The following is an 18576-nucleotide window of genomic DNA, read 5'->3' as shown; positions in this document are numbered from 1 at the left end:
CTGACCTCACTGGCCTTGACGCTGATCGACGATGCGCGCTTCTTTCCAGCTGAACCAACTGCCAAGGTTCACATGCTCGGCCAGATCGCCCACCACCATGACCGTGGCATCGACCCCCAGCCGTTCGCGCAGGCGCTCCTTGATCAGCAGCACCAGACGCCCACGATCACCTTCGAAGAAGCGCGACATTTCCAGCTTGGCGATGACGGTGTCGCGATCATTGGCGCGACTGAGGATGATCTGGTAGCCAAGGCATTGTTCGACGCCTTCAAGCAGCGCCTGCTCGATCTGTGCGGCCGAGAAGGCGCGATCGTTCAGTTGCACGGCATCCTTCACCCGACCGACGACCTTGACGGTCTGGCGCATCGATTGCGGATAGCCGGGGCGCGACTGGATCGAGACCAGGTCACCCGTGCGGTAGCGGATCAACGGCTTGCTGCCAGGGATCAGCATGGTCACGCACAACTCACCGTCGCCGGTGCAGCCCAGGCTTTCCCCGGACTTGGGATCGAGCACTTCGATGATGTAGTTGAGGCGATGCGGCACCAACTGGTCGTTGGCGTTGCAGGCCGCGATGATCATCGCTTCCTGGGAGCCATACAGGCTGTTGTAGGCCTGCGCGCCCCACAGGCTGTAGAGGTTGTTCTTCAACGCAGGCGTGCACAGTTCGCCGCTCATCATGAACGCGCGCAGGGCGAAGTCCTCGCGTGGGTTCAAGCCTTGGCGCTCGGCTTCCTTGGCCATGGCCAGCAACAGCCCCGGTGCCGATGCGAGCACGCCGATCCGCAGGTCCTTGAGCAGTTGCAGGGCCTTGGGCCAGCCGATCACCGGTGAGTGCGGCCAGATCTTGGCATTGCACAGGTCAAGCTGGGTGCAGACATCGCCCAGGGTGTCACCGAAGGAATGGACCTCGGTGGGTCCCATGATGCCGACCACGGTCTTTTCGCCCGGGAAATGCTTTTCGATCACGGCCTGGTAGGCCATGGCCAGTTGGCGATTGCTCGCGTAGCTTTCCTTGCGGTCCCGCGGGCATGGCGTGGCTGGCCCGGTGGTCCCCGTGGTCTCGTAATAGAAGATGCTGTCTTCCAACGGGCCGGACAAGATGTCGAAGCCAGCCTCGCGCAGATCATCCTTGGTCGTGAATGGCAGGGTGGCGAGGTCATCCAAGGTCAGCGAACGCTCGTCGACCTGGGCAAGGTGCCTGGAATAGAACGGCGAGGACCGCTTCACGTGGCCGATCACTTCCCGTAACTGTGCCTGGTGCCAGGCCGCCAGCTCGGTGTCGCTGAGGACGTCGGTCCAATAGGCATGATGAATCGGATCGTACCGCTTCTTGAATGTCTCTAGATGCTCTTTCATTTCAGCCGCTCAGGTTTGATGGGTTACTGGAACTCAACGGCCGCTACGTTAGTAACAGAACTTATAAATACCCAGCTGCGCTATCTCGCAGTTGTGCGCGCACGAGTTTCTTGTTAAAAGCACGCGCGGTTACATACGCGTAGGGATAGCTCTTCGCCTCGTCGACATTCAGAAATGAATCAAAGATTAATATTCCCTCAGCAGTTGACAGCCCCAGGGCACGCTGGTAATTTCGCCGCACTGCCAATTATTCCCGCAGTGCTTAGCCAAGACTGGGATGTCTAAAAATGTACTATCACCTTTCTGCTATCAGTTCCTCCCACAGCTATCCCGACAGCTGTTCCCGGGCCATTCTGGCCATCTTCAAAAGCAATATCTGGCGTCGCTAATCTAGCGAAGACCGGAGCCTGTCTGCTGCCTGCCAGCAACGTCCTGATCTTTCCCCTCTGAAATCGAAGGCGCTCGCGCCTTGTGCCCTGCGCAACAATTGGCTGCAATCCATTGCAAGCTTTTTAGTGCGCGCGACATGAACAGCGTTCGCCCCGCCTATTCAGAATATCCGTCAACACGTATTTAAAGTGCCTGCGCGCTTTATATTCCCGTGGCGCTCTCTTAATCGAGCGCCTGAATCGTTACACCTTAAATATGGTATTAACCGTGAATAAAAATCTAATTGGCGTGAATGTTCTTCGTCGCGAAGAACGTCGACCTGCGGATGCACTTGGCATATATGCAAATGCACTGGAACAACTGGGTCGCGAGTCTGTTTTCATTCTTGAATCACTGTCCGGCCCAAGCCGCGATCGCCGGGCGACGATCATCGGGCTCGAACCGCTTTTCGAGGTGTGTATCAATGAGGGCCAGGCCCAACTGCGAGGCTGCGCCGCCCTGTGTGAACATTTGTCCGCCAGTCTGCGGCAAGCGGGTATGCAGGTCGACCAGGAACACAAGATCCATCTACCCGACAGCGAGGCGGCGTGGAACCTGCTGCGGGCTATCCAGGCAACGTTCCAGCCTGCGTCCAATGCCCCTTCCAGCCTGGCCTTCTTCGGCTATTTCGCCTACGACTGCGTTCGCCTGATCGAGCGACTTCCCGATCTGGCCAAACAGACCTACGACTACCCGCTCATTGCCCTGTCGGTCTATCAGACCCTGGTTTATTTCCACAGCAATGGCATCGTCGAAACCCTGATCAACAACCACGATCTCTGGTCGCCCCGTACGTTGGAGGACTACCCCTTCCTGAGCACCACCCCGGCAGCCGAGGCGCTGGCTCCGCAGCCCTACCCCGAGGGCTTCGAGGAAGAGCGCACGGTGACCCCGGAGCAATTCGTCGAGCGTGTCGAAGTGGCGATGGAGCACATCCGCGCCGGCGACGTCTACCAGATCCAGCTCGGCCATGAGATTCGCATCCGCTCGCAGGTTTCGCCGTTCGATGTGTACCAGAACCTGCGCCTGCGCAACCCTTCCCCCTACATGTACCTGGCCCACGTAGGCGGCATCGACCTGATCGGCGCCAGTCCGGAGCTGTTCGTCAGGATCAAGGACGACTTGATCGAGATGCGCCCGATCGCCGGCACCGTGGGCAAGAAACCTGGCGTCGATCCGACTCAGTTGGTCCTGGAGCTGACCCGCTCCGAGAAGGAGCGCGCCGAACACCTGATGCTCATCGACCTGTGTCGCAACGATATCGGTCGCGTGTGCCAGGCCGGCTCGCTGGAGGTCGATGAGTTCATGCTGGTGGAAGAGTACTCGCACCTCTACCACATGGTGTCGAACGTTCGCGGCTTGCTGCGCCCAGGCCTGGATGCCTACGACGTGATCAAGGCCTCGTTCCCCGCGGGCACCATGTCTGGCGCGCCCAAGGTCAGGGCGATGGAGCTGATCGAGGGGATGGAAAGCAACCGCCGGGGCATTTATGCCGGGGCCCTTGGCCTGGTCGGCTTCGATGGCAGCGTCAACACTGCGTTGTGCATTCGCTCGACGGTCTTCGACGAGGGTACGTACCACTTGCGTGCATCCGCCGGAGTGGTGGCCGATTCGGTGCCAGAGCTTGAGTGGAAAGAGACGCTGTACAAGATGGGTTCCGTCTATCGGGCAGTGACCGGCCAGGAGATCGCACTGTGAAAGTATTCTTGATCGACGCCTATGACAGCTTCGTCTTCATCATCAGCCAGTACCTGGAACAACTGGGGCTGGAAACCCACGTCGAGCGTCACGACGTACCGGACCTCATCCAGCGCATTGAAGCGTTCTCACCGGATTTCTGCGTGCTGGGCCCTGGGCCTGGGCATCCGGCGGATGTGGGCTACATCGAAGTGATCAGGCACTTTCAGGGGCGCCTGCCACTGTTGGGTGTGTGCCTGGGTCACCAGGCCATCGGCCTGGCCTTCGGTGCCCAGGTTTGCCGGGCCCCACACGTGATGCACGGCAAGGTGAGCACGATCGAGAACGACGGCAAGGGTGTCTATGACCACACCCAGGCACATGCGATTCGGGCGACCCGCTACCACTCGTTGATGATCAGCGAGCAGCCGTTACCCGACTGCCTGGAGATCACATCCAGATCCACGGACGACGGCTATGTCATGGGCGTGCGCCATCGCCACCTGCCGGTGGAGGGCGTGCAGTTCCACCCTGAAAGCATCCTCACCGAAAACGGCCTGGATCTGTTCCGCAGTTTCATCCGGTGTCACGTGCACAAGTGATCTGCCCGGAAGGGGCATGCGCCCCTTCTTTCCCCGTACTGCGACTGCTTCATTCCTGCTACAACTAGAGCGATCCGTTTATGGACAAACACCACTCCCCCGCCTGCGGCCGGACCCAGGCCGAGCGTGCCGCTACGCTGACCGCCTTCACGAGCCTCGCCAAGGATGCCAACCGTTGCGATTGGGAGCGCCTGCTGAACAAAGTGCTGCGCCAACTCGGCTTCGGCAGCTACCTCATCAGTCTGGGGCCGGTAGCGCCGAGGGATACCGACCCTCTCGCTGGTCTCATCACCACCTTTCCCAAACGCTGGCTGGAACACTACCGCTGTGACGGGCTGATCGAGATCGACCCGATACTCAGGCACTGTCGACGCGAACTGGTGCCGCTTTTCTGGGACAGCGAACGACGGCGCGCCCGGGGACGCTCCCGGCACTTCTGGGAGCAACGCGAGCAACACGGCCTGCGCAGCGGCGTGAGTATCCCGCTGCGCTACGAAATGCTCCGAGGAACACTGAGCGTGGCCTTCGACGATACGCAGATCACCGAACAGAAGGGTTTTTCCAACCCCGCCGTCTATCAACTGTTCATGCTCATCCCCTACTTGCTCGCCGGAATACGACATCAATTGCAACGGCCTGCCCAACCGCGCCAGGACCTGACCCCCAAGGAAATGGACTGCTTGTACTGGGCCAGCGAAGGCAAGACCTCCTGGGAGATCAGCCACATCCTGACCTGCTCCGAACGCACCATCGACTTCCACCTGCTCAATGCCCGACGCAAGCTGGGTTCGGTAAACCGCCAGCAGGCCGTCAGTGCTGCGGTAGCCTGTGGGCTGGTCATGCCGACCGCTGGAAGCGTGCACGATAGCGACCGGGGCTTTCGCCGGTCCATTTCTTGAAGGCACGATGGAAGGCGCTGGGCTCCTGAAAGCCGGTCTGTTCGGCAATGTCACTGATGCTGCTGCCGGTCTGGCGCAGCAGCTCGACGGCCAGCCCACGGCGGACCTCGTCCTTGATTTCCTGGAACGAACTTCCTTCGCGCTCCAAGCGTCGACGCAAGGTGCTGGGGCTCATCCGCAAGTCACTGGCAAAGGCTTCCAGGGTCGGCCACTGGCTGTAATGGCTGTGACGCAGGCACTGATGAAGCCGCGTAGCCAGGCCATGCTGATTGCGAAAACGGATCACCAGCCATTGTGGCGCACTGCGCAGAAATACCTTGAGGGAGGCCAGGTCCTGAACGACTGGCAAGCGCAGGTAGCGGCTGGCAAATTCGATTTCCGTGCGCTCGGCGCCAAAGCTCAGGTTGGGCCCCCAGAGCAGCGCATCGTCGCTGAGGGCCAGGCGCGACTGACGAAAGTCCGCGCGATCGATGGGAATGCGCCGCCCGCCCAGCCAACACAGCAGGCTGATCATCAGCACAAGGAAGGTTTCCTCACCAAAACGCCGGGCATCCGGGTCCGTCGAGCACGTCTGCAGACTGATCACCGCCCGCTTGCCACGCACGCTGAGGCTGCCGCGAAAGTCCCTCAGGAACAACCCGAAGTTACCCAGGCACTGGCGCAAGGCCTTGCCCAGGTCGGGTTCCTGAATCAATCCCCGACAAATCAGGGCAAAACTGCCGACCGGCATGCCGTGGGAATCCAGCTGGAAGAACTCGTCCTGTAGTTCGCGAATCTGGATCAGCCACAAAGCAGCAAAAGCGCTCGCTGAAACCCGGGCCTCAGGCTGCCCCAGCAACGCCGGGTCGATGCCGGCCTCGGCCAGTATCGCCGCCAGCCGTTGAGGCTGGTCCCGCAGCGCGTGGATCATGGTGTGCACGAAGTAGACCGCGACCGAATCCTTTTCCCGCATAAACCCAGTTTCCCCACTTCCCGGATGGCAAAAAACGCCAGCATCGCTGAGCAGTTATGGCATAGGCCCACCCAACGGCGGCCTCTAGACTGGCGGCATTAAGGGGCACGGCACACCATCTGTCGAGCCCCCTCCAGCGGACCGCGTCCAGGGCCAGCCATTGACTGCACGCTGGGGCGCGCTAAAAAAGGGAAACACCTCACATGCATCTGCACACAATCGGCGTGATCGGCGCCGGCACAATGGGCAACGGCATAGCACAGGTTTGCGCCCTGGCCGGTTTCGAAGTGATCTTGCTGGACATCTCCGGCAGCGCCCTGGAAAAAGCCCTGGCCACCGTGGCCAAGAACCTCGACCGGCAAATCGCCAAGCAGACCCTGAGCCAAGCGCAGAAACATCTCGCCCTGGAGAAGATCCGCACCAGCACCGACTACGCCAGCCTGGCCGATGCACAACTGGTGATCGAAGCCGCCACCGAGAACCTCGAGCTGAAACAGCGACTGCTGCAACAGGTCGCCACTCAAGTCAGCAGCGACTGCGTGATCGCGTCCAACACCTCTTCCCTCTCGATCACACAACTGGCTGCTGGCGTCAGTCACCCCGAACGTTTTATCGGCCTGCACTTCTTCAACCCGGTGCCGGTAATGGGCCTGATCGAGGTGATTCGTGGCCTGCAGACCCACGACGCGACCCACGCCATGGCCCTGGAAATGGCCCGACGGCTGGGCAAGACCGCGATCACCGCCGGGAACCGTCCGGGCTTCGTGGTCAACCGGATCCTGGTGCCGATGATCAACGAAGCCATCCTGGTCTTCCAGGAAGGCCTGGCCAGCGCCGAAGATATCGACGCGGGCATGCGCCTGGGCTGCAACCAGCCCATCGGACCGCTGGCCCTGGCCGACCTGATCGGCCTGGACACCTTGCTGGCAATCCTGGAGGCGTTCTACGAAGGCTTCAACGACAGTAAATATCGCCCGGCTCCACTGCTCAAGGAAATGGTCGCCGCCGGCTATCTGGGACGCAAGTCCGGGCGGGGTTTCCATGCCTATGGCTGAGCGTTGTTCGCGCTTCGCCGAAAGCCGGGACAAAGCCTTGGAACTGTTCGCCAGCAAGGGCTTCGGCCAGGTCGGCATGCGGGAGCTGGCGAGCCACCTGGGGCTGACGCCCGGCTCGCTGTATCACCATTACCCAAGCAAGCAGCACCTGCTGGCCGATCTGATCGAGGAGTTTTTCGAGGAGCTGTTGGCCACCCTCGGGCGCATTGAACAGCAACCCCGGGACAAGCGCGGCAACCTGCAACGGTTGATCCGCGCCCACCTCAAGCTGCACCGGGATATGCCCTGGCATTTTCGCCTGGTGGAGCGCGACAGCGGGTGCCTCAACCTCGAGCAACAACAGCGGGTGCAGCATTTACGCGAGCAATACGAACGGCGGCTGTTGCTGATGTTGGGTGCTCCTCGGCGCCTCCCCTCCCGGGCAATAGCCGCGGCCGGCCACGCCATTGCCACCCTGCTCAACAGCGCGCCCAGTTGGCTGGCGCACCACCCCCTTGGGCAGCACGAACACGATGAGTTGCTGGAGAACCTGCTCGCTGGCGCCATAGAACGGGTGTTGGCATCCAAGGTCGCCGCCGAACCGACATTGCGCGTCACCGCGGCCTGAGCCAAGCCCTCAGCGCAACTGCAACGGGTCGATCAGGCCTGCGACAATCGCCATGCCCACCAGCTGCGGCAGGTTCTCGGCGCCCATGCGCTTCATGACCCGGGAACGATAGAGGTCGATGGTCCTGACATTGACCCCAAGCTGCTCGGCGATTTCCCGGTTGGTGTAGCCTCGGACCAGAGGCAGCAACACGTCATTTTCCCTCGGGGTCAAGCTCTGTAGCCGGGCCTGCACCCGCGCCTGGCCCGCACTGACGGTCTGGCTGTCGTCGGCCAGGCTCAAGGCCTGTTGCACGCTGTCGAGCAGCAACTGTTCGTTGTAGGGCTTTTCGATGAAATCATGGGCCCCGGCCTTGAACGCCCGCACCACAATCGGCACATCGGCATGCCCACTGACGAAGATTACCGGCAGGCGCAGCCCACGATTGCGCATCTCTTCCTGCACGTTGAGCCCCCCCATGCCTGGCATGCGCACGTCCAGCAGCACGCAGCCATTGAGCGGGTTGTCGCAGGCCTCGAGAAACTCCCGGCCACTGGTGAACGAGAGGGCCTTGAGGCCCACGGACTCCAGCAGCCAGACCGTCGAGTCGAGCATGCCTTGGTCATCGTCGACCACATACACCACCTGCTCCGCCACACTCACCATTGCCTTACTCCTCTTGTTGTCGGGCCAAGCCGGCCAGGGTCGGCCCCGGCAAGTTGCAGCGCATCTGCAAGCCCACGGCCAAGGGCCGGGCCTGCAACTCGCCACCAAAACCTTCGATGATGCTGCGACTCATGGACAGCCCCAACCCCAGGCCGTTGACCTTGCTGGAATAGAACGGGGTGAAAATCTGCTCCAGTTGCGCCGTCGGCACGCCGTGTCCCTGGTCGCTGACACTGACCTGCACCCCGCCGTCGGCCCCAGGCTCGACCGCCAGGACGATCTGCGACGACTGGCCGGGATGGGCCTCGCGATTGGCCTCGATGGCGTTGCGCAGCAGGTTGAGCAGCACCTGCTCCAGCAGCACCCGGTCGGCGTAGACCAGCGGCAGATTATCCGGCAACCGCTCCACGATCTCCACCTGGCAACTGTTCGCTTCCCAGAGGCACAGGCGCGTGGTTGCCCGGGCCACTTCACTGAGGTCCAAGGCCTCCATACGGCGGCGACCTTTACGCAGAAAGGCGCGCAGGCGCTTGATCACCTCCGATGCGTGATTGGCGTGTACGGCGATCCGCTCCAGCCCCTGGGCTACCTTCTCGGCGGCCTCGGAATGACTGCCCAGGGCCTGCAAATAGCGCTGGCTGGCGTTGGCATAATTGACCACCGCCGCCAGCGGTTGATTCATCTCATGGGCAATGCCCGAGGCAAGTTCACCAAGGGTCACCAGGCGCGCTGTGTGAGCCAGTTCGTCCTGATGATGACGCTGCTGGGCTTCACGCAACTCTCGTTCAGACTGGTCGTGAGCCACCAGCGAATAGAAACGCTCGCCACTGGCCGCGCGATGGGCCAGAAGCATCAACGACACCGGCACCGAAGCCCCTCCGGCCGGCGGTTGCAGGCGAGCCTCGATGCTCCAGCGGCCGCTGCGCTCGGCATAATCCCACCCTTCCTGTTCCAGGCTGGCCAGCACCTCGGCGCTGAGAAAGGCATCCAGCGTAGGCAGGCTGTGTTGCGCCTCCAGTCCAAGGGTGCGCCGCGCGGCCGGGTTGAGGTAGGTCACCGCGCCATCGGGCTGGATGAACAGCACCGGGTCGGTGTTGGCTTCCACCACCTCCGCCAAACGGCGCTTGTTTTCTTCGGCCTGGACCCGGGCGGTGATGTCCCGAGACACGCTGATCACCTCAACCACCGCGCCGGTGTAGGTTTCGCGAATGGCACGGCACGCGGTCTCGAACCACAAGTAATGGCCGTCGCGATGGCGAATGCGGTAGGTCATGGTGTGATAGCCGTCCAGCTCCAGGGCATCGCGAGTGCGTTGCATCAGACCAGCCTGGTCCTGCCGGTGAAACAGGCTGTGGGCCTGGCGCCCATGCAGCTCCTGCGGCCAGTAGCCAAGCAGCGTCCAAGAAGCCAGTGACGCATCGAGGAAGCAGCCGTCCGGGGTGTGGCGGGAAATCAGGTCGGTGGTATTTTCGGTGATCAGCCGGTACAGGCGCCGCGCCTTGGCCGACTCGCGCTCAGCGAGGATCTGCGCGGTGGCCTGGCGACAGCGGACCAGCACGCGATTGGCCTTGGGGTCGGGAATGAACGTCCAGATCAGGATCTGCTCGGCAACCTGCACCTCCACGTTCTCGATGGCTCGCTGCTGGGCCAGACAGGCCTGTACCAGGTGCGAGTGGCTGACCGGCAACAGGCTCGAGGCATCGACCAACGACAGCTGTTCGAGCAGCGCTATCATCGCCTCATTGAGCTCCAGCGGTCGGCCTCGCGAGTCAAGCAATGCACTTGGCTGCGGGTCATGGCCGAGCAGCGGCGAATCGCGCAACTGGCCACCGACACTGGCCAACAGCAGATTCAACAATTCGTGCACGGCCACCAGCCAGTCCTGGCCCACTTCCGGCTGTAGCTCAACCAGCAGCAAGCCTTGCTGCCCCGGCTGCAGGGTCAACTCCAGGACCTGGCCATGCTCGAGGGCCGCACGACGCAGACGACCGGCCAGCCAGCAATCGAGCTGGCGCACCTGCGCCAGCTCCAATCGTCCCTCGTCCTGCAAACGCTGGAAAAGCGCCCGGTCACTGCTTTGCAAAGCTTCACCAAAGCCCGGCGGCAAATGCCGGGCACGGCCTTCATGCCGATAGATGCCACTTGGCGCATGCCAGCTCAGGTAGACCGCCCGGCGAATTTGCGCGCAATCCTGCAAGGCCCGGCAAAGGGCATCGGCGCAAGCCGCCAGGGCCATGCCTTCACGTTGCAGGCGCAACCAGCCGTGCAAGCGAACGGAGGTGGAGATCATCAGAAAACCTGTCGTGAAAAGAGAGCGAACAACATATGGTATATATACTATACAACTCAGGTAGTACTTCCATATCAATCGGCAAACAGTATATAAATTCCCCCGGATAAGTCACCGAGCTTTTCTGTGGTGAACGCGTCTGCCGACAATCGCACTGCGATTCAGCTGGCACCGGCAGCCCGTGACCACGAGAACCTCGGCCAATAGAGCTAATAATCAGCCACCGGGTACCCCAGCCATGTCCATCTACGAGCAAGGTCTTGCGCCAACTGGCGTCAACCACATCGCCCTCACACCCCTGAGCTTCATCGAGCGCACCGCAAGCGTCTATCCCGATTACCCGGCCGTGATCCACGGCTCGATCCGGCGCACCTGGGCCGACACCTACAGCCGCTGCCGACGCCTCGCCTCAGCCCTGGCCGGACGCGGCATCGGTAAAAACGACACGGTGGCGGTCATGCTGCCGAATATTCCGGCCATGCTTGAAGCGCATTTCGGTGTGCCGATGATCGGAGCGGTGCTCAACGCCCTCAACGTACGCCTGGATGCCGAGGCCATCGCATTCATGCTGGCCCATGGCGAAGCCAAGGTGTTGATCGCCGACCGTGAGTTCCATGATGTGGTGCAAGCGGCCATCGGCATGCTCGACCACCCGCCCCTGGTGATCGACCTCGACGATCCGGAGTACGGCGAAGGCCAGGCGAACAGTGAACTGGACTACGAGGCGTTTCTTGCCGAGGGCGACCCGAACTTCGCCTGGCAGTGGCCAGATGATGAATGGCAGGCCATTTCCCTGAACTACACCTCTGGCACCACGGGCAACCCCAAAGGCGTGGTCTATCACCACCGCGGCGCCTACCTCAATTCCCTGGGCAACCAGATGACGTGGGCCATGGGCAATCATCCGGTGTACCTCTGGACCTTGCCGATGTTCCATTGCAACGGCTGGTGCTACCCCTGGACCGTGACCGCCCTGGCCGGCGTCCATGTGTTCCTGCGCCGGGTCGATCCGCAAAAAATCCTCAACCTGATTCGCGAGCATCAGATCACCCATCTTTGCGGTGCGCCCATTGTGCTCAACGCTCTGGTGAACATGCCCGACTCGGCCAAGGCCGCGATCGATCATCCGGTCAGTGCCATGGTTGCAGGAGCGGCACCACCGGCCAAGGTGATTGGCGCCGTCGAGGAAATGGGTATCAAGGTCACCCACGTCTACGGTCTGACCGAGGTCTACGGGCCGGTGACTCTCTGCGCCTGGCACGCGGCCTGGGATGAGCTGCCACTGGAACAGCGAGCCCAGATCAAGGCTCGCCAAGGCGTACGCTACCCTACCCTGGAAGGGTTGATGGTGGCCGATCCAAGAACGCTCGAACCAACGCCTCATGACGGCCAGACCATCGGTGAGATCTTCATGCGCGGCAACACCGTGATGAAGGGTTATCTGAAGAACCCCAGCGCCACCACCGAAGCCTTTGAAGGCGGCTGGTTCCACACCGGCGACTTGGCCGTCACCCATGCCGATGGCTATGTGGAAATCCGCGACCGGCTCAAGGACATCATCATTTCCGGTGGCGAGAACATCTCCACCATCGAACTGGAAGGCGTGCTCTATCGACATCCGGCGGTTCTGGAAGCCGCCGTGGTGGCCCGTCCTGACGAAAAATGGGGAGAAACCCCCTGCGCCTTCATCACCCTGAAATCCGACCGTGAAGAAGTGCACGAAGCCGAGATCATCAGCTTCTGTCGCGAGCACCTGGCAGGTTTCAAGGTGCCACGCACGGTGGTCTTCACCCAGTTGCCCAAGACTTCCACCGGCAAGATCCAGAAGTTCGTACTGCGCGACATGGCGAAGAATCTCTAGCCCGATCGCCGAAAAACCCCAGGTATCGCTGACAGCCCCGGCGTCTCACCGGCCGTCTCGTGGGCCGGCGAGCACCCGCACGTCAGCGGTGCCTGGGATCGTGAACCGCGCAACTGCGGCCATCCAACCTCCTTTCCTTGCATGAGGCTCATTGCAATGCCCGAATTCAACGCCCCGTTGCGAGACATGCGTTTTGTCCTGCACGAAGTCTTCAACGCACCGAACCTCTGGGCCCGCCTGCCCGCCCTGGCGAATACCGTCGATGCCGCCACCGCCGATGCGATTCTCGAAGAAGCCGCCAAGGTCACCCATAACCTGATCTTTCCACTCAACCGCAGCGGCGACGAGGAAGGTGCCCAGTGGCACGATGGCCAGGTCAGCACGCCGAACGGCTTCAAGACAGCGTATTCGACCTACATCGACGGCGGCTGGGTTGGCCTGAGCGGCAACCCGGCCTATGGCGGCATGGGGATGCCAAAGATGCTCGCCGTACAGTTCGAAGAAATGCTCTACGCCGCCAACTCCAGCTTCGCCCTGTACTCGGCGCTGAGTTCCGGCGCCTGCCTGGCCATCGACGCCCACGCCAGCGAAGCACTCAAGGCTCTGTACCTGCCGCCGATGTACGAGGGTCGCTGGGCCGGCTCAATGTGTCTTACCGAAGCCCATGCCGGCACCGACCTGGGCATCATTCGCACCCGTGCCGAACCCCAGGCGGATGGCAGCTACCAGATCACCGGCAGCAAGATCTTCATCACCGGCGGTGAGCAGGACCTGACGGAGAACATCATTCACCTGGTCCTGGCCAAGCTGCCGGATGCGCCCGCCGGGCCTAAGGGCATCTCGCTGTTCCTGGTGCCGAAAATCCACGTTGATGCGCAGGGTACGCTTGGGAAAGCCAACGCCGTCAGCTGCGGTTCGATCGAACACAAGATGGGCATCAAGGCCTCGGCCACTTGCGTGATGAATTTCGACGGTGCCAGTGGCTGGCTGATCGGCGAGGCCAACAAGGGGTTGGCGGCGATGTTCACCATGATGAACTACGAGCGGCTGTCCATAGGCATCCAGGGCATTGGCTGTGCCGAAGCCTCGTACCAGAACGCCCGCCGCTATGCCCAGGAACGCATCCAGAGCCGGTCCCCCGCAGGCGCCCAGGCCAAGGACAAAATCGCCGACCCGATCATCGTCCATCCCGACGTGCGCCGCATGCTGCTCAGCATGAAAGCCATGACCGAAGGCGGCCGGGCCTTCGCCTGCTACGTCGGCCAGCAACTGGACCTGGCCAAGTTCTGCGACCACCCCCAGGAGCGGCTTGATGCAGAAGCCTTGGTGGCCCTGCTGACGCCAGTGGCCAAGGCATTCTTCACCGACACTGGCCTGGACAGTTGCATCCATGGCCAACAAGTATTCGGCGGCCACGGCTACATCCGCGAATGGGGCCAGGAACAACTGGTACGCGATGTGCGCATCGCTCAAATCTATGAAGGCACCAACGGCATCCAGGCCCTCGACCTGCTGGGGCGCAAAGTAGTGGGCAACGGCGGCGTGGCCCTGCGGCTGTTCACCGCTCAGATCCGTGACTTCGCTTACCTGCCCGGCGCCGCCTATGCCGCCGAGCTGCTGGACGCCGTGCAACGCCTGGAGAACCTCAGCGACTGGCTGCAGCAACAGGCCAGCCTCGATCCCCACGCCATCGGCAGCGCGTGCGTCGAGTACCTGCACCTGTTCGGCTACGTCGCTTATGCCTACATGTGGGCACGCATGGCCCAGACAGCCGAACACCAACACGCCACAGACCCTGCGTTCTATGGGGCAAAGCTGGGCACCGCGCGCTTCTACTTCGGCCGTCTGCTGCCGCGCATCCTCAGCCTGGAACAAAGCATCCGCGCCGGCAGCCCGTCACTGTTGCAACTGCAACCCGAACAGTTCTGAGGCCGGATAACACCGAACACCTGCACACCCGTGTGGGTGTTCGCGCCTGATTGCAGACTTGGCCGGCACAGCAGCGCGCTACCGCACGCTGCGTCATCAGCGCCCAGACATTGGACCGCTCGGGCGTTTTACATCGCGTTTTTTTTGCCTGACCGAACCAGGGCTGGCAAGGCGGCCTGGTTCAAACACTCCGGACGTACGCAGTAACCGACTGATTTCCTGCGCACTGACCGCCTTGCTGAAAAAATGCCCCTGGATTTCATCGCAGCCGTTATCACGCAAGAAGGTTTGCTGCTCCTCGGTTTCGACACCTTCGGCAATGACCTTGAGGTTCAGCTTGTGCCCCAACGAAATCACGGCGGTGGCGATGGCTTTGTCGTTCTCGTTGTCGGGCAGATCGCGCACGAAAGACTGGTCGATCTTGAGCCTCGCGATCGGGAAGCTTTTCAATGCGGCGAGGCTGGAATAGCCGGTGCCGAAGTCGTCGATCGAGAGGCTGATCCCCATGGCTTGCAGGGCCTTCATTTTGCTGATGGCTTGCTGAAGGTCTTGCATGATCAGGCTTTCGGTCAGCTCCAGCTCAAGATACATCGGGTCCAGTCCGGTTTCCTGCAAGGCATGCATCACCCGATCGATCAGGTCCCGTTCGATGAACTGGCGAGCCGAGATGTTCACCGACATGGTGATCGGCGGCCAGCCGGCATCCTGCCACGCCTTGTTCTGTCTGCAGGCGGTATGAATCACCCAGTCGCCGATGGGCACGATCAGCCCGGTCTCTTCGGCCTGGGGAATGAATTTGATAGGAGAGACCATGCCCAGCTCGGGATGCTGCCAGCGGATCAATGCCTCCACGCCGATGATCTGACCTGACTGCAAATCCACCTGTGGCTGGTACAACAGCAGGAACTCGTCGTTGTTGAGTGCGCTTCGCAGCCCGTCTTGCATGGCGAGCTTGCCCTGGACCTTGTTATTCATCTCGCTCGTATAGAACTGGAAGCTGTTGCGCCCCAGCTCCTTGGCCCGGTACATGGCCGCGTCCGCATTGCTGAGCAACGTGTCGGTGTCGGTGCCATCGGTAGGGTACGTGGCCAACCCCATGCTGCAGGTGACGTGGAGCGTATGGCCGCTGAGTTGAATCGGCCGCAGGATCGCTTCCTGGATTTTGTGCAGGACGGGCGTCACGCCGTCCAGGTCCGAGGGCTGGTCGAACAGGATGATCACAAACTCGTCGCCGCCCAGTCGCACCACGGTGTCGGTACGCCGTACACACCCCAGCATGCGCTGGGCGACGGTTTTCAGCAGTTCGTCCCCGGCACTGTGCCCAAGGCTGTCATTCACCAGTTTGAACTTGTCCAGGTCGAGAAACACCACTGTCACCAGCCGGTTGTAGCGCTGGGCGTATAGCATCGCCTGCTTGAGGCGGTCTTCGAGCAGCGTGCGATTCGGCAACCCGGTCAGTGCGTCATGGTCGCCCATGAAGCGGATGCGCTTTTCGGTCAGTTGGCGTTCTATCGCAATGCCGGCGAGCGGTGTGGCCAGGTCGATCAGTTGCGTCTCGGCCGCGCTGGGGCTGCGCACGGTGTTGGCATACAAGGCAAACGTACCCAAGACCTTGCGCTCATGGGACAGGATCGGCGTCGACCAGCAGGCGCGAAACCCATAGGGCGCAACGAGTGAACGGTACGCTTCCCACAGTGGATCCTGCTCGATGTCCGTGACGATGACCGGCTCTCGTCGATACGCCGAGGTACCACATGAACCGACGTTCGGACCGATCTCGATTCCGTCGATGAGCTGGCAATAGGCTTTCGGCAAGCTGGGTGCAGTCCCGTGCAGCAGGTGTTTGCCCTCCTCATCCAGCAGCAGGATGGAGACCTTCATGCCCTCCAGTTGAGACTCGACCAGGTGCGCCAGGCTGTCGAGGACTTCTGCAAGCTCGGTGCTCCTGGCGATCAGTTCCAGGACATGACCTTGTCCGGTACGGATGATCGCTTCTTTTTCCAATCGGTCGTTTTGCACGGCGAGCCGTTCTGTGGCGATGCTCAATTGAACCGTTCTTTTTTCCAGCTGAAGCCGGTCTTCAAGAAATTGGTTCACTGCCCGCGCCATGTTGCCGATCTCGTCCTTCCCATGGTCGGCCATCATCACATGGGTTTTGTCCGTGTGCTCCTGACGCAATTGCCGACTTATTTCATTCAGGCGCACGAGCACATGACGGCCCATGAACACCCGAGTCACGAACCAGGCGAACACCAGGCTGGCGCCCAACATGATCAGTACCCATTGCTGGCTGCGATTCGAGGCCTCGACCAGGCGCTGCACGGCTTCGCGATAGTCTTCGGTGTAGGCGTTCGATTGCTCACGGGCCACCGTAACCAGGACCCCGGCCTCGTTCTTGAGTTGCTCATTGAAGCGCTGCAAGACGTTGTGTTGATTGATGAGCGTCTGGCGCAGGGAGAAGAGATCCGGCGTCTGCACATCAGCGTCGGATAACACGCCGGCGGTACGTGGCAAGCGCTCATATCGGGCCCGCAGCCGTTGCACGGCCTCACTGTCAACCGCCTGCGGCAGATCGAAAAGCAGCACCGCCAGCTCCAGGCTGGCCCGGGTCTGGGTCGCCGTCAATCGGGCGGTGCGATCCTCCAGGGCCTGCGCGAAGGTGACCTCGGTTTGCAGCAGGCTTTCTCGCAGCTGCGCAACGATGTTGGCAGTGTTGCGGAACATCTGACTCGACTGATGCATGTCGAGTATCGCCACGCCACTGTTCGCGGCAGTCAGTTGCTGCACCCGTTGATCGAGGGCTTCAAGCTGTTCGACGGTCGCCGCATAACTTGAACGCAGGATGTCCGGGGAACGGGTTGTCAGAAGCTGGTCGGTCTGGCGTTCGATCAGCAAGGTGCGCTGCACCATGTCTTGCCCATTTTGCATGCGGACCAGTCGTTCATCCGTCAACTGGCGAGTGGCGCTGTTAGAGGTGCGCAACGCGTAGACCGCCGTGGCGGCGCCTGCCAGGATCAGCAGCGCCAGCGTCAGGAACGCCAGGGTAAATTGTGCACGCAGCGATTGTGGCAATAGCTGGCGTCCAAACCGGGAAGTCATATCCAACGTCAGGGGTTCCATTGGTGGCGATAGATGTCTCGATAGCCATTGTCAGGATCGTACTGGAATTTTTTCCCGCCATCGAAGGCGATATTGTCGGCATTGACCAAGTGAATCGGCGCGACGAAGCCGCTCACTGGCTGACCTGCAAACAGCCGGTTCAATTCATCCATCACTTGCCAGCCATGCTGGTTGAGCGGCTCGGCCACAGTAACGGTCTGGTAGGTTTTTGCCTGTATGCGCAAGAAAGCCGAAGCGCTGCCGTCACCGGCAGACAACAGACTGATGCCGTCACTGGGTATCGCGGCGCTGGTCAGCGAGGCAATCGAGTAGTCGAAATAGATGTCGTTGATGGCCAGCGTGTGGGTCCAGCGTTTGCCATGGCGCTGAAGCAGCTCCTTGGTGATCGCCGGCATCTTCTCGCCACTTTCGGAAATCGCCACATCGCGCACCTCCAGCAACGTACATTCTCGACAGCCCCGAATGACGTCCTCCATGACCTTGGCTTTCGCCATGGCAATGCTGTACTTGGAGTCGGTCAGGATGACCACGCCGGCGCGTCCGCTTGACTGTGCCACTGCCGCCATGGCCGTGAGGCGCGCCACTTCAAGCGGGTCGGTCGTGACGTTCATGGCCACCGGTGTGCCGTCAATCGGCCCCGGGCGTGCCCCAGCGTGCCAGCCAACCACCGGTACCTCCTTGTTGGCGAAGAGCAGCAGCGCCGCCTTGTTCTCAAGGGCATCGGAGCCGCACAGGATGAGGCCGTCGGGCCTCGCGGCCAGGGCATCGGCAAAGGCCTTTGCGCGCCCGGCCGATGAGCCGGCACCATCGTATATCTTCAGCGTCCAGCCCAACGCATTGGCGGCCTCCCGGGCACCCTGCGCGACACCGACAATGCCGCCGTTACGCAAATCTTCAGCGATAAGCGCAATGCTCTTGCCCCGCTGGGCGTGCGGGCCGGATTCAGGGCCGCTCCAACGAACGGCACCGAGGGTGGCCTTGGAAACGATTTCCTGCGCTTGCATCACCGTGACCGTGGCGTTTTCGAGACCCGCTGCGGTTGGCAGGTCCTGGCCGTATCCGGCAGTTGCCGTGAAAAGACAGGAAACCGTTATTGAAGCCATCCGGAGTAACGAGGATCGCGGAAACCTGGGCCCCATCGAACAGGTTCG

General features: G+C 61.4%; 13 protein-coding genes. 7 read left to right on the top strand and 6 right to left on the bottom strand.

The annotated features are described in order from the left end of the window. Nucleotides 1-6 precede the first annotated feature (6 nt). Entirely contained in the window at nt 7-1359 is a 1353-nt protein-coding gene (locus HU749_RS13110) for a phenylacetate--CoA ligase family protein (RefSeq protein WP_046062794.1), read from the bottom strand. 657 nt (nt 1360-2016) lie between these two features. Between HU749_RS13110 and HU749_RS13105 the strand changes: the two genes are divergently transcribed. The 3 genes from HU749_RS13105 to HU749_RS13095 all read left to right on the top strand — a co-directional run bounded on the left by HU749_RS13105 (nt 2017) and on the right by HU749_RS13095 (nt 4966). Further along, nucleotides 2017-3486, top strand: coding sequence for an anthranilate synthase component I family protein (locus tag HU749_RS13105; RefSeq protein ID WP_095962388.1), 1470 nt, complete (start codon nt 2017-2019; stop codon nt 3484-3486). Then, complete coding sequence (locus HU749_RS13100) at nt 3483-4067, top strand: anthranilate synthase component II (protein ID WP_003200640.1); 585 nt, start codon at nt 3483-3485, stop codon at nt 4065-4067. The genes HU749_RS13105 and HU749_RS13100 overlap by 4 nt, the downstream gene beginning before the upstream one ends. A gap of 80 nt (nt 4068-4147) precedes the next feature. Next, nucleotides 4148-4966 (top strand): autoinducer binding domain-containing protein, encoded by an 819-nt coding sequence (locus HU749_RS13095; RefSeq protein WP_186650955.1) that lies wholly within the window; start codon nt 4148-4150, stop codon nt 4964-4966. Here HU749_RS13095 and HU749_RS13090 read toward each other — a convergent pair. Then, the gene (locus HU749_RS13090) at nt 4905-5918 is read right to left on the bottom strand and encodes an AraC family transcriptional regulator (RefSeq protein ID WP_186650957.1); all 1014 of its coding nucleotides are present in this window, start codon (nt 5916-5918) and stop codon (nt 4905-4907) included. The genes HU749_RS13095 and HU749_RS13090 overlap by 62 nt on opposite strands. A 203-nt stretch (nt 5919-6121) precedes the next feature. Here HU749_RS13090 and HU749_RS13085 point away from each other — a divergent pair, with 203 nt between their 5' ends. Together HU749_RS13085 and HU749_RS13080 are read left to right on the top strand one after the other, a co-directional pair. Continuing rightward, the gene (locus HU749_RS13085; RefSeq protein WP_186650959.1) at nt 6122-6973 is read left to right on the top strand and encodes a 3-hydroxybutyryl-CoA dehydrogenase; all 852 of its coding nucleotides are present in this window, start codon (nt 6122-6124) and stop codon (nt 6971-6973) included. Beyond that, nucleotides 6960-7580 (top strand): TetR/AcrR family transcriptional regulator, encoded by a 621-nt coding sequence (locus tag HU749_RS13080; protein WP_186650961.1) that lies wholly within the window; start codon nt 6960-6962, stop codon nt 7578-7580. Before HU749_RS13085 ends, HU749_RS13080 begins: the two co-directional genes overlap by 14 nt. A gap of 9 nt (nt 7581-7589) precedes the next feature. Here the strand turns inward: HU749_RS13080 and HU749_RS13075 are convergent, their stop codons facing one another. Beyond that, nucleotides 7590-8225, bottom strand: coding sequence for a response regulator transcription factor (locus HU749_RS13075; protein WP_046062798.1), 636 nt, complete (start codon nt 8223-8225; stop codon nt 7590-7592). 4 nt (nt 8226-8229) lie between these two features. Next, on the bottom strand, nt 8230-10515 hold the full coding sequence (locus HU749_RS13070) for a PAS domain-containing sensor histidine kinase (protein ID WP_186650963.1): 2286 nt from the start codon (nt 10513-10515) through the stop codon (nt 8230-8232). A 238-nt stretch (nt 10516-10753) separates the two neighbouring features. Between HU749_RS13070 and HU749_RS13065 the strand changes: the two genes are divergently transcribed. Further along, nucleotides 10754-12376: an acyl-CoA synthetase gene (locus HU749_RS13065; protein ID WP_046062800.1), complete on the top strand. Its 1623-nt coding sequence runs from the start codon at nt 10754-10756 to the stop codon at nt 12374-12376. Nucleotides 12377-12532: 156 nt separating this feature from the next. After that, nucleotides 12533-14305 carry an acyl-CoA dehydrogenase C-terminal domain-containing protein gene (locus HU749_RS13060; protein WP_186650965.1) on the top strand — a complete coding sequence of 591 codons (1773 nt, stop codon included), beginning with the start codon at nt 12533-12535 and terminating at the stop codon, nt 14303-14305. 96 nt (nt 14306-14401) lie between these two features. Here the strand turns inward: HU749_RS13060 and HU749_RS13055 are convergent, their stop codons facing one another. Both HU749_RS13055 and HU749_RS13050 read right to left on the bottom strand, forming a co-directional pair. Continuing rightward, nucleotides 14402-17425, bottom strand: coding sequence for an EAL domain-containing protein (locus tag HU749_RS13055; protein ID WP_186650967.1), 3024 nt, complete (start codon nt 17423-17425; stop codon nt 14402-14404). Next, nucleotides 17413-18432, bottom strand: a complete 1020-nt coding sequence (locus HU749_RS13050) for a substrate-binding domain-containing protein (protein WP_186651021.1) — start codon at nt 18430-18432, stop codon at nt 17413-17415. The genes HU749_RS13055 and HU749_RS13050 overlap by 13 nt, the downstream gene beginning before the upstream one ends. Between the last annotated feature and the right edge of the window lie 144 nt (nt 18433-18576).

The organism is Pseudomonas ogarae, assembly GCF_014268695.2.
Classification (GTDB): Bacteria; Pseudomonadota; Gammaproteobacteria; order Pseudomonadales; family Pseudomonadaceae; genus Aquipseudomonas; species Aquipseudomonas kilonensis.
This window is presented reverse-complemented; position numbering and strand designations above follow the sequence as displayed.